The sequence below is a fragment of the Pseudomonas quasicaspiana genome (assembly GCF_021147825.1).
In the GTDB taxonomy this organism is placed as follows: Bacteria; Pseudomonadota; Gammaproteobacteria; order Pseudomonadales; family Pseudomonadaceae; genus Aquipseudomonas; species Aquipseudomonas quasicaspiana.
The window spans coordinates 59,128-82,883 of sequence record NZ_JAGTPI010000019.1; the positions used below are offsets into that span (position 1 = coordinate 59,128).

General features: G+C 58.4%; 22 protein-coding genes and 1 pseudogene. 7 read left to right on the plus strand and 16 right to left on the minus strand.

Annotation, left to right across the window (positions count from 1 at the left end; genetic code table 11):
- Positions 1-162 precede the first annotated feature (162 nt).
- From KDX30_RS13730 to KDX30_RS13745, 4 genes are all read right to left on the minus strand, one after another.
- Positions 163-1,119 carry a D-2-hydroxyacid dehydrogenase family protein gene (locus tag KDX30_RS13730; RefSeq protein ID WP_231676326.1) on the minus strand — a complete coding sequence of 319 codons (957 nt, stop codon included), beginning with the start codon at positions 1,117-1,119 and terminating at the stop codon, positions 163-165.
- Positions 1,120-1,184: 65 nt separating this feature from the next.
- Positions 1,185-1,838 carry a DUF1345 domain-containing protein gene (locus KDX30_RS13735; protein WP_095098812.1) on the minus strand — a complete coding sequence of 218 codons (654 nt, stop codon included), beginning with the start codon at positions 1,836-1,838 and terminating at the stop codon, positions 1,185-1,187.
- Between the two features lie 225 nt (positions 1,839-2,063).
- Positions 2,064-3,404 carry a glucarate dehydratase gene (gene gudD, locus KDX30_RS13740; protein WP_049827029.1) on the minus strand — a complete coding sequence of 447 codons (1,341 nt, stop codon included), beginning with the start codon at positions 3,402-3,404 and terminating at the stop codon, positions 2,064-2,066.
- Between the two features lie 34 nt (positions 3,405-3,438).
- Entirely contained in the window at positions 3,439-4,788 is a 1,350-nt protein-coding gene (locus KDX30_RS13745) for an MFS transporter (RefSeq protein ID WP_099269998.1), read from the minus strand.
- A gap of 433 nt (positions 4,789-5,221) precedes the next feature.
- Here KDX30_RS13745 and KDX30_RS13750 point away from each other — a divergent pair, with 433 nt between their 5' ends.
- Positions 5,222-5,935, plus strand: coding sequence for a FadR/GntR family transcriptional regulator (locus KDX30_RS13750; protein WP_099269997.1), 714 nt, complete (start codon positions 5,222-5,224; stop codon positions 5,933-5,935).
- Between the two features lie 118 nt (positions 5,936-6,053).
- Here KDX30_RS13750 and KDX30_RS13755 read toward each other — a convergent pair whose 3' ends face one another.
- On the minus strand, positions 6,054-7,196 hold the full coding sequence (locus KDX30_RS13755) for an alpha/beta hydrolase (RefSeq protein WP_406643870.1): 1,143 nt from the start codon (positions 7,194-7,196) through the stop codon (positions 6,054-6,056).
- A gap of 444 nt (positions 7,197-7,640) precedes the next feature.
- Positions 7,641-8,123 (minus strand): GFA family protein, encoded by a 483-nt coding sequence (locus KDX30_RS13760; protein ID WP_231676331.1) that lies wholly within the window; start codon positions 8,121-8,123, stop codon positions 7,641-7,643.
- A gap of 254 nt (positions 8,124-8,377) precedes the next feature.
- Between KDX30_RS13760 and KDX30_RS29750 the strand changes: the two are divergent.
- The 3 genes and pseudogenes from KDX30_RS29750 to KDX30_RS13770 all read left to right on the plus strand — a co-directional run.
- A pseudogene (locus tag KDX30_RS29750) lies at positions 8,378-9,145 on the plus strand (MCP four helix bundle domain-containing protein); the annotation flags it as partial.
- A gap of 18 nt (positions 9,146-9,163) precedes the next feature.
- Positions 9,164-10,003, plus strand: coding sequence for a methyl-accepting chemotaxis protein (locus KDX30_RS29755; protein WP_406643871.1), 840 nt, complete (start codon positions 9,164-9,166; stop codon positions 10,001-10,003).
- An 88-nt stretch (positions 10,004-10,091) separates the two neighbouring features.
- A complete protein-coding gene (locus KDX30_RS13770) occupies positions 10,092-11,336 on the plus strand; it encodes a D-mannose isomerase (RefSeq protein WP_231676336.1) in 1,245 nt (414 codons plus the stop codon).
- A gap of 575 nt (positions 11,337-11,911) precedes the next feature.
- On the opposite strand, the gene xth is transcribed toward KDX30_RS13770, so the two are convergent.
- Both xth and KDX30_RS13780 read right to left on the minus strand, forming a co-directional pair.
- A complete protein-coding gene (gene xth / locus KDX30_RS13775) occupies positions 11,912-12,700 on the minus strand; it encodes an exodeoxyribonuclease III (protein WP_027900505.1) in 789 nt (262 codons plus the stop codon).
- 75 nt (positions 12,701-12,775) lie between these two features.
- Positions 12,776-13,864, minus strand: a complete 1,089-nt coding sequence (locus KDX30_RS13780; protein WP_099269992.1) for an AbrB family transcriptional regulator — start codon at positions 13,862-13,864, stop codon at positions 12,776-12,778.
- Positions 13,865-13,982: 118 nt separating this feature from the next.
- Between KDX30_RS13780 and KDX30_RS13785 the strand changes: the two genes are divergently transcribed.
- Both KDX30_RS13785 and KDX30_RS13790 read left to right on the plus strand, forming a co-directional pair.
- Complete coding sequence (locus tag KDX30_RS13785) at positions 13,983-14,885, plus strand: LysR family transcriptional regulator (protein ID WP_099269991.1); 903 nt, start codon at positions 13,983-13,985, stop codon at positions 14,883-14,885.
- Between the two features lie 96 nt (positions 14,886-14,981).
- The gene (locus KDX30_RS13790) at positions 14,982-15,212 is read left to right on the plus strand and encodes a hypothetical protein (RefSeq protein ID WP_027900508.1); all 231 of its coding nucleotides are present in this window, start codon (positions 14,982-14,984) and stop codon (positions 15,210-15,212) included.
- A 215-nt stretch (positions 15,213-15,427) separates the two neighbouring features.
- On the opposite strand, the gene KDX30_RS13795 is transcribed toward KDX30_RS13790, so the two are convergent.
- On the minus strand, positions 15,428-15,946 hold the full coding sequence (locus tag KDX30_RS13795; protein ID WP_027900509.1) for a nucleoside 2-deoxyribosyltransferase: 519 nt from the start codon (positions 15,944-15,946) through the stop codon (positions 15,428-15,430).
- Between the two features lie 157 nt (positions 15,947-16,103).
- Here KDX30_RS13795 and KDX30_RS13800 point away from each other — a divergent pair, with 157 nt between their 5' ends.
- On the plus strand, positions 16,104-17,759 hold the full coding sequence (locus tag KDX30_RS13800; protein ID WP_231676340.1) for a VRR-NUC domain-containing protein: 1,656 nt from the start codon (positions 16,104-16,106) through the stop codon (positions 17,757-17,759).
- A gap of 360 nt (positions 17,760-18,119) precedes the next feature.
- Here the strand turns inward: KDX30_RS13800 and KDX30_RS13805 are convergent, their stop codons facing one another.
- From KDX30_RS13805 to KDX30_RS13835, 7 genes are read right to left on the minus strand one after another with little or no spacing between them, the layout of a single operon-like run.
- Positions 18,120-18,821, minus strand: coding sequence for a GntR family transcriptional regulator (locus tag KDX30_RS13805; protein WP_231668127.1), 702 nt, complete (start codon positions 18,819-18,821; stop codon positions 18,120-18,122).
- Between the two features lie 52 nt (positions 18,822-18,873).
- A complete protein-coding gene (locus tag KDX30_RS13810; protein ID WP_306475057.1) occupies positions 18,874-19,641 on the minus strand; it encodes an amino acid ABC transporter ATP-binding protein in 768 nt (255 codons plus the stop codon).
- Between the two features lie 19 nt (positions 19,642-19,660).
- On the minus strand, positions 19,661-20,434 hold the full coding sequence (locus tag KDX30_RS13815; protein WP_231676343.1) for an SDR family NAD(P)-dependent oxidoreductase: 774 nt from the start codon (positions 20,432-20,434) through the stop codon (positions 19,661-19,663).
- A 15-nt stretch (positions 20,435-20,449) separates the two neighbouring features.
- The gene (locus tag KDX30_RS13820) at positions 20,450-21,427 is read right to left on the minus strand and encodes an NAD-dependent epimerase/dehydratase family protein (RefSeq protein WP_231676346.1); all 978 of its coding nucleotides are present in this window, start codon (positions 21,425-21,427) and stop codon (positions 20,450-20,452) included.
- A gap of 35 nt (positions 21,428-21,462) precedes the next feature.
- A complete protein-coding gene (locus KDX30_RS13825; RefSeq protein WP_099269987.1) occupies positions 21,463-22,134 on the minus strand; it encodes an amino acid ABC transporter permease in 672 nt (223 codons plus the stop codon).
- Between the two features lie 7 nt (positions 22,135-22,141).
- A complete protein-coding gene (locus tag KDX30_RS13830) occupies positions 22,142-22,813 on the minus strand; it encodes an amino acid ABC transporter permease (RefSeq protein ID WP_027900514.1) in 672 nt (223 codons plus the stop codon).
- Positions 22,814-22,836: 23 nt separating this feature from the next.
- Positions 22,837-23,703, minus strand: a complete 867-nt coding sequence (locus KDX30_RS13835) for a substrate-binding periplasmic protein (protein WP_122395726.1) — start codon at positions 23,701-23,703, stop codon at positions 22,837-22,839.
- Positions 23,704-23,756 lie beyond the last annotated feature (53 nt).

A 23,756-nucleotide genomic window follows, 5' to 3' on the forward strand; every position in this document is an offset into this window, starting at 1 on the left:
GAAATTCTGATGATATCTCTGTGGATGCAGACCCTTGTGGGAGCGGTGCTTGGTCTGGGCGGCATTCCGACGATAAACGATAACGCGGTGTGTCTTATGGATGCGTCTCATGTATCGCGGGCAAGCCTCGCTCCCACAGGGGCTGTGTTCCAACTCGGGAACTTAACCAAACACCCGAATCGGCGCACCCGCAGTCCACGCCTGAATATCTTCAATCATCTGGCTGTAGAACATCCGATAATTGTTTTCGGTGACATAACCCACATGGGGCGTCGCGAGCACGTTATCCAGCACACGAAATGGATGCTCGGCAGGCAGCGGTTCGATGGCAAACACATCCAGTGCCGCACCCGCGATGCGCCGCTGTTGCAGGGTTTCAATCAGTGCGGCTTCGTCGACGATAGGCCCGCGCGAAGTGTTGATCAGGTAAGACGTCGGCTTCATCCAGCCCAGCGCCTGAGCATCCACCAGCCCACGGCTGCGGTCGCTGAGCACCAGGTGGATCGACAGAATATCCGCCTGCTCGAACAGCTCCTGCTTGCTGATATACGTCACTCCGGATTCAGCAGCAACTTCAGCCGTGAGGTTCTCACTCCAGGCGATGACTTTCATGCCAAACGCCAGACCATAGCGGGCGATCCACTTGCCGATGCTGCCGAGCCCGAGAATACCTAGTGTCTTGCCATGCAAATCACTGCCAATGCCGACCTGCCACTGGCCGCTGCGCAACGAATTGGCCTCGTCCACCAGATTGCGGGTCACGCCCATGATCAGCGCCCAGGTGAGCTCCGGTGCGGCGTGCTTGTAGCTTTCCGTGCCGCACACCTGAATGCCAAGGCGGGTGGCCGCTTTGACGTCAATCGCCGCGTTGCGCATGCCGCCAGTCACCAGCAGTTTGAGGTTGGGCAATTGGCTGAGCAGGGCTTCGTCGAAAGTGGTCCGCTCGCGCATCACGCAAATCACCGTGAAAGCCTGCAAGCGTGCCGCCATGGTGGCGGTATCGGCGGGGTATTCATGAAGAAAGCTGACTTCACCGATGCTGTTCAGGACCGACCAGTCCACGACATCACTGGCGACGGATTGCCAGTCATCCAGCACTGCAATTTTTGTATGCGTCATCTCGAACTCGCCTTTTTTGCTGCAGTTTTCAGGGTTGTGCCGCAACAGTAGCGCCAGATGGCCGCTTAGCCAAACAGCCCGGCGGCAAGATTGATTGAAAAGCCGAGGATCGCCGTGTTGAAAATGAAACCGATCAGGCTCTGGGCCAGGACGATCCTGCGTAAACCCGGCGTCGCGACGCCCACATCCGAGGTTTGCACCGCCACGCTGAGGGTGAAGGAGAAGTACAGGAAGTCCCAATAATCCGGGTGCTTCTCGCCATCCGCGAAACGCAGAGCCGGTTCTTTACCCTTCCAGGTATAAAACAGGCGGGCGTAATGCAGGCTGAAAATCACCCCGGTGACCAGCCACGAGCCGACCACTGTCAGGGCGGTGAAGGCGTAGTGAAGCGCCCGGTCATCCGTGGTCATCGCCTTGCTGCCAGCCAGTTCCAGCGTGATTGCCGCGAGGCTGGCCAGTGCGGCGACGCACACGGTGACCAGTACCAGTCCGGCGTTTTCATCCTCGACCATGGAGATACGTTCTGCGTCAGCCGCATTGGTGCGAAACGTTCGGATCAGGATCAACACCAGATACACCCAGACGGCAACGTTCCAGGCAATCAGGCACTTGCTGGTGATGGATATCTGCGGAGTGATGATTGCTGCGGCAAGTCCGCTGGCGAGACCTAGCGCAGTGGCGATGCTCAAACGTGGATGGGTATGAGCGATATGGGACATAAGTCGAACTTCATGACGGATGATTCACGAACATTAGCACGGGCTTTTGTGGCGGAATAAAAAACGACGCGCAAGGGGGTTGCGCGTCGTATGCCAGCTTGGCAAGGATTTACGTTCTTCTGTAGGAGCTGCCGAAGGCTGCGATGGCGGCCTGGCAGGAATACCGATGTTCGCAGCCTTCGGCAGCTCCTCCAGGGACAGCGTTCATTCACGTCGAGACGGAATTCACCGCACCAGACACGGCTGCTTGTTGTTGAATTTCCAGTCCGGCACCAGGAATTGCATGGCGACGCCGTCGTCACGGGCACCCAGGCCCATGCCTTTGTACAGTTCGTGAGCCTTGTGCACTTGATCCATGTCCAGCTCGACGCCCAGCCCAGGTTTCTTCGGCACTTGCACGGCGCCACCCACAATCTGAAGCGGTTCGCGGGTCAGGCGCTGGCCGTCCTGCCAGATCCAGTGAGTGTCGATGGCGGTGATATCCCCTGGTGCGGCGGCAGCCACGTGGGTAAACATCGCCAGGGAAATGTCGAAGTGGTTGTTCGAGTGCGAGCCCCAGGTCAGGCCCCATTCGTTGCACATTTGCGCCACCCGCACCGAACCCTGCATGGTCCAGAAGTGAGGGTCGGCGAGTGGAATGTCCACCGACTGCAACTGAATCGCATGGCCCATTTCACGCCAGTCGGTGGCGATCATGTTGGTGGCGGTTTTCAGGCCAGTAGCACGACGGAACTCAGCCATGACTTCGCGACCGGAGAAGCCGTTTTCCGCACCGCAGGGGTCTTCGGCGTAGGCCAGCACATGGTGCTGATCGCGGCACAGACGAATCGCTTCTTTCAGTGACCATGCGCCATTCGGGTCGAGGGTGATCCGGGCATCCGGAAAACGTTCGGCGAGGGCAGTAACCGCCTCGATTTCCGCATCGCCGCTGAGCACGCCGCCTTTCAGTTTGAAATCCTGGAAGCCATAACGTGCCTGCGCCGCCTCGGCCAGACGGACAACCGCTTCAGGGGTCAGTGCTTCTTCATGGCGCACGCGAAACCAGTCGTTGTCGGCATCCGGCTCCTTGCGGTAATCCAGATTGGTTTTGCCTTGGTCACCGACATAGAACAGGTAACCGAGCATTTTCACTTCATCGCGCTGCTGCCCTTCACCGAGCAGGGCTGCGACCGGTACGTCCAGGTGCTGACCGAGCAAGTCCAGCAGCGCTGCTTCAAGGGCGGTCACGGCGTGAATGGTGATGCGCAAGTCGAAGGTCTGTAAGCCGCGCCCACCGGCATCTCGTTCGGCGAAGGTCTTGCGCACGTCATTCAGGATTTTCTGATAGGTACCAATCGAGCTGCCCACCACCAGTTGCCGCGCATCTTCCAGCGTCTGGCGAATGCGTTCGCCGCCTGGTACTTCACCCACGCCGGTGTGCCCGGCATTGTCCTGGAGGATCACGATGTTGCGGGTGAAGTAGGGGCCATGGGCGCCGCTGAGGTTGAGCAGCATGTCATCGTGACCGGCGACCGGGACGACCTGCATGCTGGTGATAACAGGGGCTTTGCTCAGGTTCTGACTCATTGTTTCAGGTCCTTTTAATAATCGTAGCGGGCGATCAAGAGTGGGCAGCAGTGGTGGGCAGCGGCTCTACCGGACTCTTGCCGGGCTTCGGCGTGTTGCGTGCAGCGAAAACGATGATGGCGGCAATAATCGAGGTGGCCGTCAAACCATACAGGCCGCCCTGGATCGAGCCGGTGTGTTGCTCCAACAAGCCAAACGTGGTCGGCGCGACGAAGCCGCCGAGGTTGCCGACCGAGTTGATCAAGGCAATCACTGCCGCCGCGATACGGGCGTCCAGATAAGCCTGGGGAATGGGCCAGAACAGCGACGATGCCGACTTGAAGCCTAGTGCAGCGAAGCAGATCGCTACGAAAGCAAAGATCGGACTGCCTGTCGTGGACATAAACATCCCGGCCGCTGCGATCAACAGCGCTGCGGCTACCCAGGCCTGTTGCCGCTTCCACTTGGCAGACATGGCCGCGAAAGCGTACATACCGACGATCGATAATAACCACGGGATGGAGTTGAACAGCCCGACCTGCATATCACTGAGATCGCCCATCTTTTTGATGATGCTTGGCAGCCAGAAGGTCGCAGCATAGATCGTCAACTGGATGAAGAAGTAGATCAGGCAGAACAGGATGATCTGGCGATCCTTGAGCAGCTTGCCGATTGAAGCTTTGACGGGGTTGGCGGCTTCACGAGCGCGTTGCTCTTCATCAATCGCGTTGACCAGTGCGTCCTGTTCTTCGCGGGTCAGCCATTTGGCGTCATGGGGTTTGGAGTCGAGCCAGAACCACACGAAAGCACACAGGCCTACCGAGAACATGCCCTCAATGAAGTACATCCACTGCCAGCCTTTCATGCCGAAGCCGCTGATTTGCAGGAGCAAGCCAGAGAGCGGACCGGAAATCAGCGAGGCAATGGCCGAGCCGCTGAGGAAGATCGCAATGGCTTTACCGCGCTCTACACCTGGCAGCCAGCGGGTGAAGTAATAGATCACGCCAGGGAAGAAGCCGGCTTCGGCGACACCCAGCAGGAAGCGCAGGATATAAAAGTGGGTTTCGTTCTGGATGAAGGCCATGCAGGTGGCGACGATGCCCCAGGTGAACATGATCCGTGTCAGCCAGATGCGCGCACCGACCTTTTGCAGAAGCATGTTGGAAGGGACTTCGAACAGCGCGTAACCGATGAAGAACAGGCCGGCACCAAAGCCATAGGCGGCTGCGCCGATGCCCAGGTCATGCTCCATGTGCGATCGCACAAAGCCGATGTTCACGCGGTCAATGTAGTTGACGATAAACATGATGACGAACAGTGGCAGGATGTGGCGTTTGACCTTGGATACAGCTGAAACCAAAGTCGAATCGGCCCCATCACCCGTCCGGGTACTGGATGCGTTCAAGGATGAATCTCCCACTCGTTATTTTTATGCGGGTCTGTACAAGCTGATGGCTTGTGTTGATGGACATCATACAAGTAGATCTTTGCCACGCAAGAGGGTTATTGGCGGTTTTTGCAGAATTTTTTGCAAAGTGGATTCAGCGCTTCAGCGGTTTTGAATAGATTGAACAAGTGCTGATATTCTAGATTTATTGTTTTAAATCAATTATTTATAGATTTTGTGGGCAATCTTTTTACCGAATTATGTTTTCGGTGAATTTTTCTTAAAACCTTGGCGGGCCTTGAGCCACGGCGTTTCGACGGGCGAGTGAGTAGTGCGGGTCTCGACGTGTTGTCATACAAGTAAAATGAGTGTGAACGAGTTTGCTTGTATGACAAGTTATGTGTGGGCGGTGCTATGATCCCGGCAAAATTGGCGTTCAGGACAGGTCTTCATGCAGCAGCCCACGCGTCAGGCACCCAAGCGTCGACCTCACAATCTGGCGACGGATCTGGTGACCGAGCTGAGTCAGCGGATTTTGTTGGGCAAGATCCCGGCAGGGCAAAAGCTGCCTTCGGAAAATCAGATCGTCCGTGAACATGGCGTGAGCCGCACGGTGGTTCGCGAGGCCATCTCCAAATTGCAGGCTTCCGGTCTGGTGGAAACCCACCACGGCGTCGGCACATTCGTGCTGGAGCGGGGTAATCAGACAGGGCTGCATCTGAAAGTTGAAACCGCTGCCAGTGTGCGAGACATGATCGAGCTGCGCATCGGTCTGGAAACCCAGGCCGTGGCGCTTGCAGCACTGCGCCGGACTGACGAACAATTGGCCGCGATGCGCCAGGCCCTGGATGACTATCAGGACCTGTTGGCCAACGAAGACAGTTGCGTAGAGGCCGACTGGCGTTTTCACATGCTGATCGCTGAAGCCACCGGCAACTCGTATTACACCGAGATCATGCAGCACTTGGGCAGCGCGATCATTCCCCGCAGTCGCATTGCCTCAAGCGAAAGGGCAGGCGCCAACCTCGCTCATCATGGGTATCTGGCCAATCTGGAACACGAGGCCCTGCTTGCTGCAATCCGCCGCCAGGACCCGGATGCAGCCCGTGCAGCGATGTGGACGCACCTGAGTAACAGCCGCGAACGCTTCGCGCCGCTGGATTGAGCGCTGTGATTGTTTCAAATGGCAAGGAACTGTAGGAGCTGCCGAAGGCTGCGATGGCGTTGTGTCAGGATGAATGCTTCGCAGCCTTCGGCAGCTCCTACAAGGGCCGGGTCCCCTGTCATTCAGAACCCGCCTCCGCATCCCCCAGTACCTGCAGCATCACCCCTGACTGCCAGTCGAACCAAGGATTAAAGGTAAGCCGCGCATGCACTTTGCCTGGCTCGCGGTAGCCCCAGTCCGAATACCACACCTGATCACCGGCCAGGCATTTCTGCATGTCCGCAGTTTCCTGACCGTTCCAGCAAATGCGCTGCTTGCCATTTACCCCGTACAGCGGGTTGTCCGGGGAGAACAGCAGGCCCATGTGGGAGAACTGGCTGATTCGGTATTCAGGCAGGTAATCCTTGCGCACCAGCACCCGGGACGTTTTCGCGACGTCGGTCGGGCTGTCGCCGTACCAGATCATGCGACTCGCCGGGTTGCTGAAACGCTGATTGAAATTGTCCAGCACGTAGCGAGTATCCAGCACCGAATCATGTTGGGTAATTGCAATGAAAACGGGCTTGTCGTAGCGACGTTCTTCAAGTCGATCTTGCGCCAGCACGCTGCTGCGATAGAACTGCGCAAAGCCATTGGTGGGCACATTCAGGTAGCGCACGGGTGTCTGCAGCGGGCGCAACGGGTCGTTTGGGCTCGCCAGCCACGGTCGCGCCCAAGCAATCCACTGCGTCGCCCACGCGTAGGCGCTGTCGGAGCGAAACGCTGGAGAGAACAGCACCAGCCCGGCGATTTCGTCGTGATCGTAGGCGTAATCCAGCACCAGATTGGCCCCCGTGGAAAAGCCGCCGAGATACACCTTGGGCACTTCACGGCCAAGCGTCTGCGCCTGTTCCCGAACCACCTTTTGCCACTGCTCCAGTGTGACATCGAGCATGTCGGACGGCTGCGTGCCGTGACCGGGCAACAGCACGGTACGCACCAGAAACCCACGGGCAGCGAGCTTTGCGCCGACGTCATGGAACGACCACGGCGAGTCACCCAGACCATGAACCAGCAACACGCCGCCTTTGGGTGCGCCTGTCGGTCGCCATTCCTGCGGAGCGTTCCATTGCAGCTCGGCGGCACGGTCCGCAGTCTGGAAGTTTCTGTGTTGCTGTATCCATTGCAGCGTCTGCTGACGATAGTCGGCGAAGCTTTGCGATGGATGATCATTGCCAGCCACTGAGGTGCAGGCCTGGAGTGCAAATAGGGCGGGGAGCAGGCATACGATTCGGTGCTTGGCCAAGATCGGGGGTTCTCTTCAGCGTGGGATTACCAGATGACCCGCACTTTGCCACGAGCGTTCCGTCGGCTGCCAGCTTCCGTTGGCTCGCGATAGCGTCACTTCATGCGATAAATTTGTCGACCAGGAAATCGAATCGCGAGCAAGCTCACTTTCATCAAACAAACGACAACTATGTGATTTGGACTACTTGTCTGTAGGAGCTGCCGAAGGCTGCGAAGCATTGCTCCTGACACACCGCGATCGCAGCCTTCGGCAGCTCCTACAGATTCTGCGGGACAGTGCGGCGTCTGGAGGAGCGGGCTGCTCCTGCATGAAATGCGCACCGGTGCCATGGTGCCGATTCGTTCGGTCTACTTCCGTGATCCCGACCTGAAACCGATCAAAATCCTGGAGCAGGTTTAGGGTTTTGCGTGGCTGGGCTTAGCGCACCAGTCCCAGCCGCTCATGCCATTCGGCAATAGACTCTTTCGGGTACTCATCGAATTGCTTGTCGCCTTCATGCACGCACACCTCGACCCAAGACGCTTTGGAGTCCAGCAGCAGGTGAGTATGCTCTGGCGGCGATGGCAGAGCGGTGTCGATGGCTGACGCAAAGGGGTGAATCAGCTCCGGCCATTCCGGGCTGAACAGCCACAGGCCGCTGCTGCACAATTTGCAGAAGTGCCGCTCGGCGCTGCTGATCCTGACGTGATGGTCTTCGCGGATTTTTGCGTGATAAATCGAAATATTTTCCCGGCCTTTGACCTTCAAACTTTTCGCATCGCCCCCCAGATTGATCGAGTAGCCGCCACCACCTTGGGTCTTGCGGCAGATTGAGCAATAGCAGCGTTGATAAGGGTAGGGATGGGCGCTGTTGAGGCTGAATTCGACTTCGCCACAGTGGCATGAACCTTCCAGATGCATGATGTGTTCTCCGTTCAAACGCTCAGAAAGCCTGGCGTGCTTTTGGGTAACTCCTAAGGTCTAGACAAAGTTATTGGCGGTTTGCACAGAGCATTCGTCTGTTCACGGACGATCTGTTTGAGAAATATTCGGAATTAATTGCCGGGGCAGGCGGTTTTTCGTTCAAGAAGGCCGCTCGTCGGTCGATATTTGGGTTGTCCTACAACATTCTGCTGTCCAGCTTGACCCTCCTGCCAACAACAAGAGCTTCCGTCATGAACCTACGCAATTTGACCATCGCCCGCCGAGCCGGTCTTGGCTTCACGCTTATCTCTTTGCTGGTCGCCTTGCTCGGCTGGTTTGCCATGGTTCAAATGTCGGCGATTCGCCAGAGTGAGGTTGCGGTTGAAACCAACTGGCTGCCGAGCATGCGCGTGATCAACGACGTTCGTGAAATCATGCTGCGTATCCGCACTATTTCCCTGCGTATGGCGCTGGACCCGGATCCCAAGAATATCGCCACCTACCGCAGTCAGCTCGATGTGCGTAATCAGGACCTGAGCAAGAAACTCGATATTTTTGCCTCGTTTGTGGACACCCCGGAGGAAAAAGTACTTAGCGATCAGTTTCGGGTGACCCTGGGTGAGTATCAGAAAGCCCTCGATAAATCGTTTGTGATCGCAGCGCAGAATGATCGCGATGCGCTGAACAAATTGTTGTTGGTGGACATGAAGACAATCGTCGACGGTTCCGGTAAGCAGCTGGCTGATCTCAGCGAGTTCTATGCGCAGCATGTCGATGCGGAAGGCAAGGCCGCTGAGGCGCAGTACGACAAGTCACGCAACATCGTATTCATTTTCGTGGTTATTGCTGGCCTGGGCACTATTGCCTTGGCCTTGCTGCTGACCCGCAGCATCGTGCGTCCGCTAGAGGTTGCCGTTACAGCGGCGGAAAACGTGGCCAATGGTGATCTGACCCAACGCATCACGGTGGACGGCAGTGATGAAGTGACCCGTTTGCTGGTGGCGCTGGACAAAATGCAGGGCAATTTGCGCTCGGCAATGCAGCACATCGGCAGCTCCGCGACACAGCTTGCTTCGGCTGCTACCGAGCTGAACTCGGTGACCGAAGACAGCTACCGCGGCCTGCACCAGCAGAACGCTGAAATCGATCAAGCGGCTACCGCTATCAACGAGATGACGTCGGCCGTTGAAGAAGTCGCGCGCAACGCTGTGTCCACCTCCGATGCATCGAACAACTCCAGTCGTTCGGCTTTGGCGGGTCAGGCGCGCGTCGTGGAAACCGTGCAGTCAATCCAGACCCTGACCGATAACGTCCAGGCGACTTCGACGCTGGTACAGAGCCTGGCTGATCAGTCGCAGGATATTGGCAAGGTGCTGGACGTGATTCGCTCCATTGCCGAGCAGACCAACCTGTTGGCCCTCAACGCAGCGATTGAAGCAGCGCGGGCGGGCGAGTCCGGCCGTGGTTTCGCCGTTGTAGCTGATGAAGTCCGGGCACTGGCCCATCGCACCCAGCAGTCGACCCTGGAAATCGACAAGATGGTCAGTGCCATGCGCAGCGGCTCTGCCCAGGCACTGGAATCCATGCTGACCAGCAGCGAACGCGCCAACGAAACCCTGACTCTGGCTCAAGGTGCCGGCGCATCGCTGACGGATATCACCTCATCCATCAACCAGATTTCGGAACGCAACCTGGTCATCGCCAGTGCAGCCGAAGAGCAGGCGCAAGTTGCCCGGGAAGTGGATCGCAACATCGTCAACATCCGCGACCTGTCCATGCAGTCGACCCAGGGCGCCAACCAGATCAGTGCCTCAAGCAATGAGCTGTCGCGCCTGGCGGGTGACCTGAATCAGGTGGTGGCTCGCTTCAAGGTCTGATTCGCTGCTGTCTTGTCTGGCGCTTGCTCCTTGCGGGTCCTGCCGGGCATGATTCGCCTCTGCTCAATGACAGAGGCGAGACAGCTTCATGGACAATAAGAACAATCTTTTCAGCAGTTGGCTTCGTGCGTCCGGTCACCATGAGTGGCTGGCCCGGGAAGGCAATCGGCTCCTGACCTTCGCCAAGGCCTCACGGCTCCCCCAGGGGTTCGGCAATCTTGATGAGCGTGGCGTCCTGCCCGAAAACGCTCACGCCGAAACCATGAACACCGCCCGCATGACCCACAGCTTCGCCATGGCCCACATCCGTGGCATACCCGGCTGCGCAGCATTGGTGGACCACGGCATTGCGTCACTGGCAGGGCCGCTGCGGGATGCGGAACATGGCGGCTGGTTCAGTACGCCCCTGACTCACCACAGCAAAACCGACAAACAGGCTTACTTGCATGCCTTCGTCGCATTGGCGGCCAGCTCGGCTGTCGTCGCGGGGCGGCCGGGTGCGCAGGCGCTGTTGTCGGAGGCGATCGAGGTGATCCAGCGCCGTTTCTGGAGCGAGGAGGAGGGCGCGATGCGAGAGTCCTTCGCTCGTGACTGGACGCAAGAGGAAACCTATCGGGGTGCCAACAGCAACATGCACAGCACCGAGGCTTTTCTTGCCCTGGCCGATGTGACCGGCGATGCCCAGTGGCTGGATCGCGCGCTGCGGATTGTCGAGCGGGTGATTCACGGTCATGCGGCTGCCAATGAATATCAGGTGATCGAGCACTTCAGCCTGTCGTGGCAGCCTCTGCCGGAGTACAACCACGACAATCGCGCCGATGGCTTCCGCCCCTATGGCACCACGCCGGGGCACGCCTTTGAGTGGGCTCGGCTGTTGTTGCATCTGGAGGCGTCGCGTCAGCGTTTGAAATTGCCGACCCCGTCGTGGCTGCTGGCGGATGCACGTCAGCTGTTTGCCAATGCGTGCCGTGATGCCTGGAATGTCGACGACCTGCCGGGCATTGTCTACACCCTCGATTGGCAGAAGCAGCCGGTGGTTCGTCATCGGCTGCACTGGGTCCATTGCGAGGCCGCCGCTGCTGCTGCCGCATTGCTGCAGCGCACGGATGAAAAGCAGTACGAAGACTGGTATCGATGCTTCTGGGAGTTCAACGAAACGTTGTTCATCGATCACGAACTGGGCAGTTGGCATCACGAGCTTGACCCGCTCAACCAGCCCAGCGCGGATATCTGGGGTGGCAAGCCTGATCTGTATCACGCGTATCAAGCGACGTTGTTACCGGTATTGCCGCTAGCGCCAAGTCTGGCGAGTGCGTTGGCGGGGATGGGGTGAGTCAATGCGGTCTTGTGGAATGCAATGATTCCCTGTGGGAGATCCTATGTTGGCCTGCAAGCTCAATTCTCTGTGGGAGCGAATTCATTCGCGAAGAGGCCGGCGCATCCGCAGCCTTTGTATCGACTGAAATACTGCCTTGGGGATGAAGTAGAGCGCCACCCCGGTCGGTCCCTCCAGTCCTGCATGAGCTTGAAAAATTGTGGTGGCTGGAGATAGCCGGGCTTGGTCTGGGCCGCATCCGGACGATAAACGATAACGCGCTATGTCTTCCAGCTGCGTCTCATGCATCGCGGGCAAGCCCGGCTCCCACAGGGGGAATTGCATTTCTCGACTGCTTTTCGTTACGCCGGTGCCTCGGTATTGCGATGGGTTTTATTGAGGGCTCGCTATCTAAGACACAAAAACCGGCGGCTGGAGATATCCTTGTTGGAGCAGGGCTTGCCCGCGATAAACGATAACGCGGTATGTCTTCAATCCGCGTCTCATGCATCGTCCGGATGCGGCTCAGACCAAGCCCGGCTCCCTCAGGGGAATTGCATTTCACAGGGCGTGCATTTATTACGTTCGGGGTTTCACTCCCCCATCTCCAGCTCAACCCACGTCGGTGCATGGTCGCTGGGATGCGGCTCGTTCCTCGGCCAGTGATCCACACCGGCGCGCTCCAGTCGGGTGCTGGTTTCTGCGTTAAGCAGCAGATGATCGATCCGCAGTCCGGAATTGGTCTCCCAGTGCTTGCGAAAATAATCCCAGAACGTATAAATCGGCTCGTCCGGAAAGCACGTACGCAGGGCATCGGTCCAGCCCTGGGCCAGCAGGCGCTGAAAGCATTCGCGACTCTCCGGCTGCAGCAATGCATCCTTGAGCCATGACCGCGTGTTGTAAATATCCTCGTCCGTTGGCACGACGTTGTAATCGCCTGCCAGCACCACCGGATGCCCACTCGAATAAAGCGACTCGGCATGCTCGATAAGCTTTTCGAACCACGCCAGTTTGTAATCGAATTTTGGTCCCGGCTGAGGATTGCCATTGGGCAAGTACAGGCAGCCGACGATCACCCCATGCGCCGCCGCTTCGATGTAGCGGCTCTGGCTGTCCTTTTCAAAGCCGGGCAGGCCGCGGCGGATTTCCAGCGGCTCCATGCCCTTGGCCAGGATCGCCACGCCATTCCACGAAGGCTGTCCCTGCCAGATGGCGCCGTAGCCTGCGTCACGAATTTCGTCGATGGGGAAGGCCAGATCGGCAGCTTTCAATTCTTGCAGGCAAACCACGTCCGGACTTTCGCGGCGCAACCAGTCCAGCAGGATCGGCAGGCGGCTGCGAATGCCGTTGATGTTGAAAGTGGCGATTTTGATTGTGCTCACGGTGGTCCTCTCAAAGACGCAGTGATTAGCTGTTTGAGAGGGACCAGCGCGATAGATTCAATGGATTACAGACACTCAGTGAGAAGTCGCGCTCTTGTCGGTCAGTCGTATGATTTGCCGGGCGAAGAACGCGCCCGTAAGGATCACGCCGATCAGGCGCAAGGTCTGCATGGCCAGCACAAAGCCGACGTCTGACTGGGTGTCGATGGCGATGATCGCCATGGCATCCAGACCGCCGGGGCTGGTGGCCAGATAAACCGAGAGATAATCCTTGTCCAGCATGACCGCAATCAACCAGGCTGACAGTGCGCAGAGTACGATCAGCAGCATTGAGCCAAGAATCATTGCCGGCATGCGACGCCAGACGTACTTGATGGTGGGGCGGTCGAAGCGCAGGCCAACGTAACTGCCCATTGCGCCATAGGCCAGCGTCAGCATCCACGAGGGCAGGGTGATTTGCAGGAGACCGCTCAACTGCAGAGCGCCACCGATCAGCAGTGGCCCCATCAAGGCACCCGCAGGGATTTTACCGGCGACGATGATGCCGACTCCGATCACCGCAAGACTCAAGGCGAAGTTCAGCAAGTTCATGCCTTCCAGCTCGATGTCTGCGCTATGGACTTCAGTGCCGCCGCCTTCCACGCCGATCAGCCGACTGACCACCGCACCGACCATCACGACGCAGACTACCCGCACGTACTGCATGGTGGCGACGACCCGCGAGTCGGCGCCGTAATCTTCCGACATGGCAACCATCGCCGATGCGGCACCCGGTGACGTGCCCCAGGCGGCGGTGCTGCCCGCGATCCCGGCGTAGCGCACCAGGCATAAACCGACGCCAGCGCTGAGAATGACCGTGAGTGCCGTGGCAAACAGCATGACGTGCCAGGAATGCAGGGCTGTTATCAGAACCGCCATGGTCATCGAGTGGGCAATCAGTACGCCGACCGTGCCCTGGCTTAGGCGAAACAGATTTTTGTGCAAGCGAATATTCGCGCCCATCACCCCAAAGCCGATGGCGGTCAGCATAGGGCCGAGAAACAATGCGGCGGGCATTTGCCAGTATTTGAGGAGTTGGCCGGCAGCCCCTGCGACCAGAATCAGGGCTGCCCATTGAATGGGTTTGGGCAAGGTGTGCAGCGAAAAGCCAGAGGCGCGTGACAAGGGGGTGGGCTCCGCGAGGCGAGCGAGACAGGACGCTCGTACGACAAGAGTATCGACACTTCAATCGATCAAGTCTATTTTCTAATAGTCATGAATTGATAACTTTGGTTGATGAATTATGGATCTTCGCGATCTTGCTTATTTTGAAACGATTGCCGAGTTGGGCCATCTGGGTCGAGCGGCGCAAAAACTCAATCGCAGCCAGCCTGCGCTGACCAAAAGCATCCAGCGGCTGGAGGAGTCTTTCGGCACCAGACTGTTCCAGCGCGATGGACGGCGGATCAAGCTGACTCCGGTGGGCGAACTTTTACAGGCAAGGGGCAAGGTTCTGCAGCAGAGCATCGCCCAGACCCAGCGCGAGGTTCGCGATTTCGCCAGCGGTGCCGTGGGAAATATTCGTGTCGGTTGTGCGTCTACCATGGCTGAATACCTGCTGCCGAAATTGACGTCGGCACTGCTGCAGCGTTCGCCGGACGTGACGTTGAAGATGGTCATCGGCCAGGACGACCTGCTACGTGAGTCCCTGCGTTCCGGGCAACTGGACATGATCATTTGCTCGCTGATCACCGACGACGAGCAGTTCGAGAGTTTTCCGATTCTCAAGGACGAAGCGGTGGTGATCGCCAGCAAGGATCATCCGATCTTCAAAAGCCGGTACAGCATGGCTGACCTGTGCGCTTATCGCTGGGTGCTACCGCCAACCGGCGTTTCATCGCGCAAATGGCTGGATCAGGCGTTCAGTGCGCAGCAGTTGCCGTTGCCTGTGGTTCAGATCGAGGCCAATTCGATCCCGTTATTGCCCGGTTTGATCGAACGCACCAGCCTGTTGAGTTTCACTGCCCGGGAGACCCTCGAATTTGGCAACAACATGCGACAGTTGCGTGAAGTGGTCGTGAAGGAAACGACTATGAAGCGCACCATTGGCTGCACCGTCCGTGAAGGCGGCTATCTGTCGCCTGCGGCGCAAGCCATGGTGCAGATGCTGCGTGACAGCAGCGAAGAATTTTTGAGCTGGAACTGACGCGGGTAGCTCCATTTTCCTACAGGCTGGGTTAGCCTGTGCTTACGCAGGCTCGTTTGCAGCGCTGGTACAGGGACATGATCAGGAGAGCAGTAGATGCAGACACATTCACCGTTTTATACGCAAGTTGCTCAGCAGCCGTTTTTTGCGCGCATCGACCATCAGTTCGGAGGTGATCAGTCGCCATTGAATGACGCCGACGCTGATGAAGATACCGACCCGGAAGCTTATCTCGACCTGGATGTGCTGGGTCTGGACGAGTTCAGTGACTCGGACAAGCTTGATCCGATTTTCAGCAGCGATGTGGGTTCTTCTTCGGTGAATTAAGAGCTCCGGGCGCACGTCGGCAGCTCTCGCCGAACAAATTGTAATTATCTGAATTCATACAGAACCGGTAGGACCGACTTTATTCGGGAAGAGGCCAGTACATTCGCCGCATTTTTATCGTCAGGAATGCGGCCTTCCCGGATAAAGTGGACGGCCACCCCGGGCGTCCCACGTGTCCTCTGTTTGCCGCGAGACAGCTCGGTGACAGGGAGCACCTACAGATCTGACACCTGTCGAGCCAGATACAGCGACAGCGCCTCAACCGCCAGCTCCACTGTCGAACTGGAACCCGCCCACGTGCACGCCAGCATCAGGTTCCTGGGCAGCGCAAAATCCTCCACCAGATAGCCGTGTTCGTCGTAGCCATTCAGGTCGTGGGGCACCAGATCCCGAAGTGATTCCACCGGATCAAAGTAAACCCATACCGGCTTGTTCAGGGCGATGGCCATGCCGACTTCAAACGCCGTCCCGGAATCCGGCTCAAGACCGCGGAACACATTCAGGTTGGCCAGCACCGCCGTGCTGCGCTGAATCATGGCGATATTCATCGAGCAGATCAGTTGCGCAGTTTCCTGAGCAGAGAGCCCGGTGGGGACTTCGTTATCGAAAGGGTACATGCCTTCAAGGCCATGGGCGGTGCACAAGGCCTTGAGGTATTGGCCGTGCTCTATGGCATCTTTGCGAAACACATCAAACCCGGCCAGATAAACCCGTGGGGCGGTAGTGATCAGCACGATCGATCTCCGGCGTGACAGTTAACGTGCGTTGATTCTATCGCTTCACGCATTACGATATCGCAGACCATTTATCAGGCGATTTATTCAACGCTGGAATCTGTACGGATAAACAGTATCCTTGCGCACATGTCTGGTCTTGTTGCGTAGCGTTGCCGTGAATACGTCACCCTTGGAAAACCCGTTCTACTACCTTGAAAACTTCCGCCAGGTGCTGGGCTGGATTGCCCGGCGCTACGCGGATTTGCTTGATAAGGAAGAACAGCAATTCATCGAGTGCTTTGCGCAACTGCCGCAAGCAGCGCAGGGTTTGCTGGTGCGTATGGTCATGCGCAAGGGCGAGCTGTTTCGGGCCAGCAAACTCAGTTATCCGGAACTGGGCGACACGCTGGAAGCGGTGCAGCCGCTACTGTTACACGGCTGGGTTGATCCGCGCCCGGCGCTCAATCTGGAACAGCTGTTTATCCTGTTGCGCAAGGCCGAGCTGGCTGCCTGTTTCAAGGCCCATGGCATCCGCGGCACCGAGCGAAAGCACGAGCTACTGGAGCTGCTGCAACCGTTTCATCAGGCTGCACAGACCCTGGACAGTTGGCATGCAGGGCTCGACGAAACGATTTTCGCCCTCAAGGTCATGCCGCTCTGTGACCGTTTGCGATTGCTGTATTTCGGCAATCTTTATCAGGAATGGTCCGAGTTCGTCCTGGCTGATCTGGGCGTTTACCGCTATGAAAAGGTTGAGTTCTCCCTGGACTCACGGACCATCAATGACCGTGCGGACATCGATACCTGCCTCGAGCTGCACGCCTGCCGTCAGGCGCTTGATGAGGGCGGTGAGCTGGAAGTGCTGGCGACCCGGGCGCTGGCCATCGACACGGGTAATCCCTGGCTGGAAATGCGGCGTAGCAAGACGCTGTACCAGATCGGCCAGCAGGCTGAGCGGGAGCAGGACTGGCCGTTGGCATTGAGCGTGTACGAGCGCAGCAACTATCCCGGTGCCAGGTCCCGGCGTGTTCGGGTGCTGGAGCGATGCGAAGATTATCAGGCTGCCCTGACGTTGCTTGAACAGGTTCAGGCCGCCCCGCAAAGCGATGCTGAATTGCAGCATTCACGTCGAGTGTTACCACGGCTGCAACGCAAGCTTGGCCTTATCGATAAGGTCCGCCGAGTGACACGTAAAGTCGAGCGGCTGGATGTGAGCGTTGAGCTGCGACCGGATTTGAGCGTTGAACAGATGATCCAGCTGCATCTGGCTGAAGAGGGCAGCGAGGTGTACTACGTCGAGAATGCGCTGATCAACTCACTGTTTGGTTTGCTGTGCTGGCCGGCGATTTTTGCGCCGTTGCCAGGTGCGTTCTTCCACCCGTTCCACAGCGGCCCCAGCGATTTGCACAGCCCTGATTTCTATCAGCGTCGCGTGGCGCTGTTCGATGCCTGTCTGGCGCAACTGGACGACGACACGTGGCAGGACACTGTTCGCCACCACTACAGCAGCAAGTCCGGCCTGCAATCACCGTTCGTGTTCTGGGGCACGTTAACGCCCGAACTGCTTGAACAAGCGCTGCACTGTTTACCGGTCGAGCATCTGCGTCAATGGTTCCGCCGCCTGCTGCTGGATATCAAAGCCAACCGGACCGGCATGCCGGACCTGATCCAGTTCTTCCCGGCCGAGCGCCGTTACCGAATGATCGAAGTCAAAGGCCCCGGCGACCGCCTGCAGGATAACCAGTTGCGCTGGCTGGATTTCTGCGCCGAACACGATATGCCGGTGGTGGTGTGTTATGTGCAGTGGGAGGAGCACGCTATCCCGGTTTAGCCAAGACGGAAATGCAGATGCGATCTCCGGTAGGAGCGAACTTGTTCGCGAAATCGTGAGCCTGACACTATGCCTCGCCAACAAAGATGGCTCTTATCAAACAAACTAAAACTATCTGATGGAATACTTTTCTGTAGGAGTGAGCTTGCTCGCGATAGCGTCAGTTCAGGCGATAAATTCGTCGACCAGGAAATCGAATCGCGAGCAATGTGGATCGCCACCCCGGTCACTCCTACAGGGGCCGTGTTTGCTGGGCGACAGCGAGTGTCAGGGATATCGGGGCAGCACCTGGCGGCCGAAGCCTTCTAGCCGCGTACTCGTGCGCGGTTAAAGGCCAGTGCTCAATGGCGTGTCACGCCTTCAACGCTTGATACCCACCGACTCCAGAAAGCTGTCCCGCGCACTGTTCAGGTGAGCGAGCATGCATTGCCGAGCTTGTTCCGGGTCACGCGCCTTGAGTGCAGCCACCAGCGCCAGGTGCTCGTGACAGGCAGGCAGGAAGCGCTCGGGGATGCGGGTGAGGTTGCGCATACGGATGCGTTTGTGGATTTCCCGGATGAAATGGCTCAGGGACTGATTGCCGCAATGGGCAAGAATCAGTACATGAATGTCGTCATCCAGATACAAGCCTTCATTTTCCCGTGACGGCCGGGCGACAACCTCCTGCAAACGTCTTTCGATCTCGTCCAGCGGCGCCAGGGGGATATTCGTCGCTGCCAGGGCCGCCGCTTCGCTTTCCAGCATCAGCCGGATCGAGAGCAGTTCCAGGTATTCAGTGATGTCCACTTCGCGAACCACCAGCAGGCCATTGGGCAGCAGTTGCAGAACACCTTCGCCCAGCAGCCGACTGATCGCGGCGCGCATGGGCGTTCGCGAGACTTCAAAGCGCTCGGCGAGCTTGCGTTCTTCAATCAGATCGCCCGGTTCCAGGTGCCGACTGGCAATCAGATCGAACAAGGCCTGATAGGTTTGCCGGGTCACGCTCTCGGCCGGGCGGCGGCTGGTGCCGCTGGGGCGGCGACTGCTGCCTTCTACGGTAACTGAAGCGTCAAGATCGTTCATGGTGCTTCCTGCTTATGCATACGGTTTGCGATCACTGCTCGTCGATGTGAGGTCAATGCAATATATTGCCGAGAAACAGCCGCGCCCGCTCGGTTTGCGGTGCGCTGAAAAATTGCTCCGGCGCACTTTGCTCGACGATTTCCCCGGCGTCCATGAATACCACGCGGTCGGCCACGGTGCGCGCAAAGCCCATCTCATGGGTGACGCAGACCATGGTCATGCCTTCCTTGGCGAGATCGACCATGACATCCAGCACTTCCTTGATCATTTCCGGATCGAGGGAGGAGGTCGGCTCATCGAACAGCATGACCCGGGGTTTCATGCACAACGCTCGGGCAATCGCCACCCGCTGCTGCTGGCCGCCGGAAAGCTGCGACGGGTAGTGGTCGGCCCGGTGAGCGATATGTACGCGCTCCAGATAATGCCGGGCGCGTTCTTCGGCTTCGGCCTTGGGCAGTTTACGAATCTGCACCGGGGCAATCATCAGGTTTTGCAATACCGTCAGGTGCGGGAACAGGTTGAACTGCTGGAACACCATGCCGACCTCCTGACGCACCTGATGCACATTTTTGGTCTTGGCATTCAGGTCGTGACCATCGACCACGATGCGGCCTTTCTGGTGTTCTTCCAGTTGGTTGATGCAGCGAATCATGGTCGATTTGCCAGAGCCGGACGGGCCACACACCACGATGCGCTCCCCGGGATTGACATGAAAATCGATGTTCCTGAGTACCTGGAATTCGCCGTACCACTTGTTCACGCCGATCATCTGAATCATGGGTTCCGGGCTGGTCATTGCTGTGTTCGTTGCGGTGTTCATTGAAGGTAATCCTCTGCGATCAGCCAGCCATCCAGCCGCCATCGACCAATAGGTTCTCGCCGGTGATAAACGTTGCTTCGTCACTGGCCAGGAAAAGCGCGGCATTGGCTACGTCGTCAGGGCGACCCAGACGTGGCAGGGCGGTGCGCGATTGTGAGTACGCGAGCATTTCCGGGGCGATGGCCCGGCCGGTCTTGCCGGTGAGGATTTTCCCCGGTGCCACGCCGTTGCAAATAATGCCTTGAGCGGCGTAATCCACGGCGATCTGCCGGGTGATATAGACCACCCCGGCCTTGGAGGTCCCATAGGCGACATCCTGTGGGCAGGCCACCATGCCGTGTTGCGAAGAAATATTGACAATACGACCGCGCACACCATCGAGCTCGGGCTGTTTGAGCATCGCCTCGACTACTTTGCGTGACATCAGGAACACGCCGGTGAGGTTGACGCCGATGACCCGGTTCCATTCCTCCAGGCTGGTTTCGGTCAAAGGTTTGCCAACGCTGACGGCGGCGTCATTGACCAGCACGTCGATTTTGCCGTCCCGCTCAATCAGTGCATCGACAGCGCGCTGGACATCGGCCTCTGATGAAACGTCCATGTCGACGTGATCGGCGACGCAACCTTGCTCGCGCAACAGGTCGATGGTCGGGGTTCCGCCTTCGCGCACTGTGGTGCTGAGGTCAGCCAGTAAAAGGCGAGCGCCTTCTGCGGCAAACCGCAGTGCGATGGCGCGGCCGATGCCGGACGAGGCACCGGTGATGAGGATCGATTTATCAGTAAGACGGCCCATGCCGGAATTCTCCAGTTAGCTGGCAGCGATCTGTGATCGCCAGTGCAGGTAGTCGGTTGCGGCCTCGGCCAAGGAATGGGCGGGAGACCAGTCGGTGTCCTGGCGCAGACGCTCGGTGGATAACGCTGGACGGGTGCCGGGCAGTCCATACCGGACGGTGGCGTCTTCCGGGCGCTGCGCGAGGCGCGCGGACCAGGTCGGCCAGCGTTCGCTCAGGTGCGCGCACCATTGCGGCAGATCGGTCTGAACCTCGCCGCCGACGTTGTAGAGCCTGTGCTTGAGGGTTGTGCTGGTCAGCAGCCGCACCAGAGCGTCAGCTGCGTCACGGGAATAGATCCAGTCGGCGAGCAAACTATGCGGCAGGCAGGCTTCCTGATGATTCAGAGCTGCTTCAAGGGTCTGGGTGTGGGGGCTCAACATGTCACGAACCCCGGTTGCGTATTCCCAAGGGCCAAACACCGGGCCCAGCCGCGCGATGCAAAGATCCAGGCCATGCAGCTCGGCCATGCGCAGGGAAATGTGTTCAGAGGCCAGCTTGCTGATGCCATACAGACCGGTGGGCTGCGGCCAGGCCTGATCCTCGCGGTAGGTCGGGCCGGGTGGCGGCGCAAAGCCATACACCGCCACCGAACTGACCAACAGCACCCGGCGTACTGACGGTTGCTCTGTACAGGCCAGGACCAGCGCGACGGTGCCATTGATATTGACGTCCAGCACGGTGCTGGCATCGCGGGTCTCGCGTTGCAGGTCCGGGGTGATCGCGGCGGCGTGAACCACCTGATCAACCGAATGCTGCGCCATGACGCTTTTTAACAAGGCCACATCGCGAATATCGCCCGTGACCTGTTCCACGGCCCCTTTGGGGAACGCATCCAGTAGTGCCGACGGTGCTGGCTGGCGATCGAAGAGCACCACGGTTTGTCCGTTGCGCAATAGCTGTTCGGCCAGTGCCAGACCGATGAAACCACTGCCGCCAGTGATGAGAGTCGACATGACTGCTCCTGAAAAATAGTGAGGGGCGGACGTACTTAGCGAGTGACCAGCATCCGCCGTTCCAGACGGGCGACCCAGCGGGCGAACGGCCAGAGCAGCACGAAGAAGATCAGCGCTGCGGCCATCAGTGGCGTGGGGTTGTAAGTCTGTTCCTGAGCCACTCGCGCCGAGCGCAGTAGCTCGGGCAGCGCCACCATTGCGGCGATGGAGGTGGTTTTCACAAGCTCAAGAGAGTTGCCCGCCAGGGGCGCGAACACATTGCGGATCGCCTGGGGCAAAACGATCATCACCGCCAGCCGGAGCGGGCGAAAACCCAGGGCCCGTGCGGCTTCGTACTGACCCTGAGGGATCGATTTGACCCCGGTGCGAAAGATCTCGCCAAAGTAGCCGGAGTGGTTGAGCACCATGGCCAGCACTGCGGCGTTGAACCCACTGATCTGCCAGCCCACGGAAGGCAGACCGAAGTAGATCAGCACCAGCAGCACCACCACGGGAAACGAGCGACAAATGTCGATATAGACCAGCACTGCTCCGCGCAGAGCCCGAATATCGAAGCTGTAGAGAATCGCCAGCAGCAGACCGGCAAGAAGCGCCAGGGGCAGGGTGACGATGCTCAACAGAAAGGTCAGTTTCAGCCCCTGAAGCAGCAGCGGATAGATCATCAGCAGCGAATCGAGGTTAGCGAAGTTTTCGAGAAACATATCCATGGCGATATCAGCGACCTTTGTGGCTGGAGTGTTCGAGCCAGCGGCTCAGGATCACCAGCGGGATGAACAACAGCAGATAGAACCCGGCCGCCAGGGTCAGCGGTGACGGGTTGGCCACGATGGACATGTAACTCTGGGCCTGACCCAGGGTTTCCGGCAGCGACACGGCCGTGCCCAGCGCGGTGCCCTTGCTGATGGAAATCGCCCGGTTGGTCAGCAATGGCACGGCCATGCGGATCGCCTGTGGCAATACGATCATGAACAGTGTCCGCAACCGGCCGAAACCCAACGCCTTTGCAGCGTCGGTCTGGCCTTTGGGTAACGCTTGCATGCAAGAGACAAAGATCTCGCAGGCAAACGCCGACAGCACAGCGCCCAGCGCCAGCACGGTGGTCACCAGTGGCGACAGCGTCACGCCCATATACGGCATGCCGAAGTACAGGAAGATGATGATCACCAGCTGCGGCAAGGTGCGAAACACATCGACGTAGAAGGTGATCAGCCCATTGACCCCGCGCAGTTGCAGCGAGCGCAGAATCGCCAGGGCCAGGCCGCAGGTCAGTCCGAAGACAATCACCAGCAACGACACCAGCACAGTCAGCCCGAACCCCGGCAGCATGGCGGGCAGGGCGCCCACCATCACTGGCAGATTGAAGAAGTTTTCGATCAGCGCTTCCATTCAAACTTCGCCTTTAGCCTGCTTCAGTTGCATACCGGTGCCGGGGACGTCGCCACGTAGCCTTTGAAGCCAGGAGCGCCGTAGCCTGGATAGACCGTGGTCACCGCTGAGCCGTCTTCAGGTTTGGCGCCGTACCATTTCTCGTGCAGGCGGGCCATGGTGCCGTCCATTTTCATGCACTTGATAACGTCGTCGACCTTGTTGCGGTACTCCTCGTTGTCGAGGCGGAAGGCATAGCCGAAGTTGCGCGGCGAACTGAGGTCCTTGAAGGCCACCTTGATCGCTTTGTTCTTGCTGGCGGCATAGACAGTGGTTGGTACTTCGTTGATGGCCGTGAACGCGCGGTTGGTCATCAACGCCTGAACGGTATCGGGGAAGGTGTCGTAGCGCTGCACGTTGAAGCCATACTTCTCGGCGTTCGCAGTGGCCCATGTGTCGGACATGGTGCCGCGATTGACCGCCACATCCTTGCCCTTGAGGTCATCGAAGCCTTTCATGTCGTTGGCCGCTTTAACCATGAAGCCGTTGCCGGTGGACATGATCGGTTGCGAGAACAACATCCGCTCCGAGCGCTCGGCGGTGATGGTGGTCGGGTTGACGGTGAACTCGATGCGCTTGGAGAACAGTCCGGCGAACAGCCCCGAAAAATTGATATCCACGATCTCGACACCCGGACGCTTCAGACGCTTGGAGATCTCGCTGACCAGGTCGACGCCGAAACCTTCCGGGCCGCTGGTGCCGCGCATGATCCACGGGGCCACGCCAAAGTCGCTGCCTACGATCAGGGGTTTGTCTTGCGGGTGTTCAGATTCCTCTGCATGCAATCCAGCGGATGCCAGCAACAGGCTGGAAGTGCAGATCAACAGCGCCTTGCGAAATACTCGATTCATGGCCACGGGGTCGTCCTGTCTCTGAAGGTAAGAGCTTTAAAGGTGAATGGGTA

Excerpts from the sequence above, each read along its gene's own strand:
- KDX30_RS13730 (WP_231676326.1), bottom strand. The coding sequence starts at position 1,119 with ATGACGCATACAAAAATTGCAGTGCTGGATGACTGGCAATCCGTCGCC.
- KDX30_RS13735 (WP_095098812.1), bottom strand. The coding sequence starts at position 1,838 with ATGTCCCATATCGCTCATACCCATCCACGTTTGAGCATCGCCACTGCG.
- gudD (WP_049827029.1), bottom strand. The coding sequence starts at position 3,404 with ATGAGTCAGAACCTGAGCAAAGCCCCTGTTATCACCAGCATGCAGGTC.
- KDX30_RS13750 (WP_099269997.1), top strand. The coding sequence starts at position 5,222 with ATGCAGCAGCCCACGCGTCAGGCACCCAAGCGTCGACCTCACAATCTG.
- KDX30_RS13760 (WP_231676331.1), bottom strand. The coding sequence starts at position 8,123 with ATGCATCTGGAAGGTTCATGCCACTGTGGCGAAGTCGAATTCAGCCTC.
- KDX30_RS29755 (WP_406643871.1), top strand. The coding sequence starts at position 9,164 with ATGCAGCACATCGGCAGCTCCGCGACACAGCTTGCTTCGGCTGCTACC.
- KDX30_RS13770 (WP_231676336.1), top strand. The coding sequence starts at position 10,092 with ATGGACAATAAGAACAATCTTTTCAGCAGTTGGCTTCGTGCGTCCGGT.
- KDX30_RS13785 (WP_099269991.1), top strand. The coding sequence starts at position 13,983 with ATGGATCTTCGCGATCTTGCTTATTTTGAAACGATTGCCGAGTTGGGC.
- KDX30_RS13790 (WP_027900508.1), top strand. The coding sequence starts at position 14,982 with ATGCAGACACATTCACCGTTTTATACGCAAGTTGCTCAGCAGCCGTTT.
- KDX30_RS13805 (WP_231668127.1), bottom strand. The coding sequence starts at position 18,821 with ATGAACGATCTTGACGCTTCAGTTACCGTAGAAGGCAGCAGTCGCCGC.
- KDX30_RS13810 (WP_306475057.1), bottom strand. The coding sequence starts at position 19,641 with ATGAACACCGCAACGAACACAGCAATGACCAGCCCGGAACCCATGATT.
- KDX30_RS13815 (WP_231676343.1), bottom strand. The coding sequence starts at position 20,434 with ATGGGCCGTCTTACTGATAAATCGATCCTCATCACCGGTGCCTCGTCC.
- KDX30_RS13820 (WP_231676346.1), bottom strand. The coding sequence starts at position 21,427 with ATGTCGACTCTCATCACTGGCGGCAGTGGTTTCATCGGTCTGGCACTG.
- KDX30_RS13825 (WP_099269987.1), bottom strand. The coding sequence starts at position 22,134 with ATGGATATGTTTCTCGAAAACTTCGCTAACCTCGATTCGCTGCTGATG.
- KDX30_RS13830 (WP_027900514.1), bottom strand. The coding sequence starts at position 22,813 with ATGGAAGCGCTGATCGAAAACTTCTTCAATCTGCCAGTGATGGTGGGC.
- KDX30_RS13835 (WP_122395726.1), bottom strand. The coding sequence starts at position 23,703 with ATGAATCGAGTATTTCGCAAGGCGCTGTTGATCTGCACTTCCAGCCTG.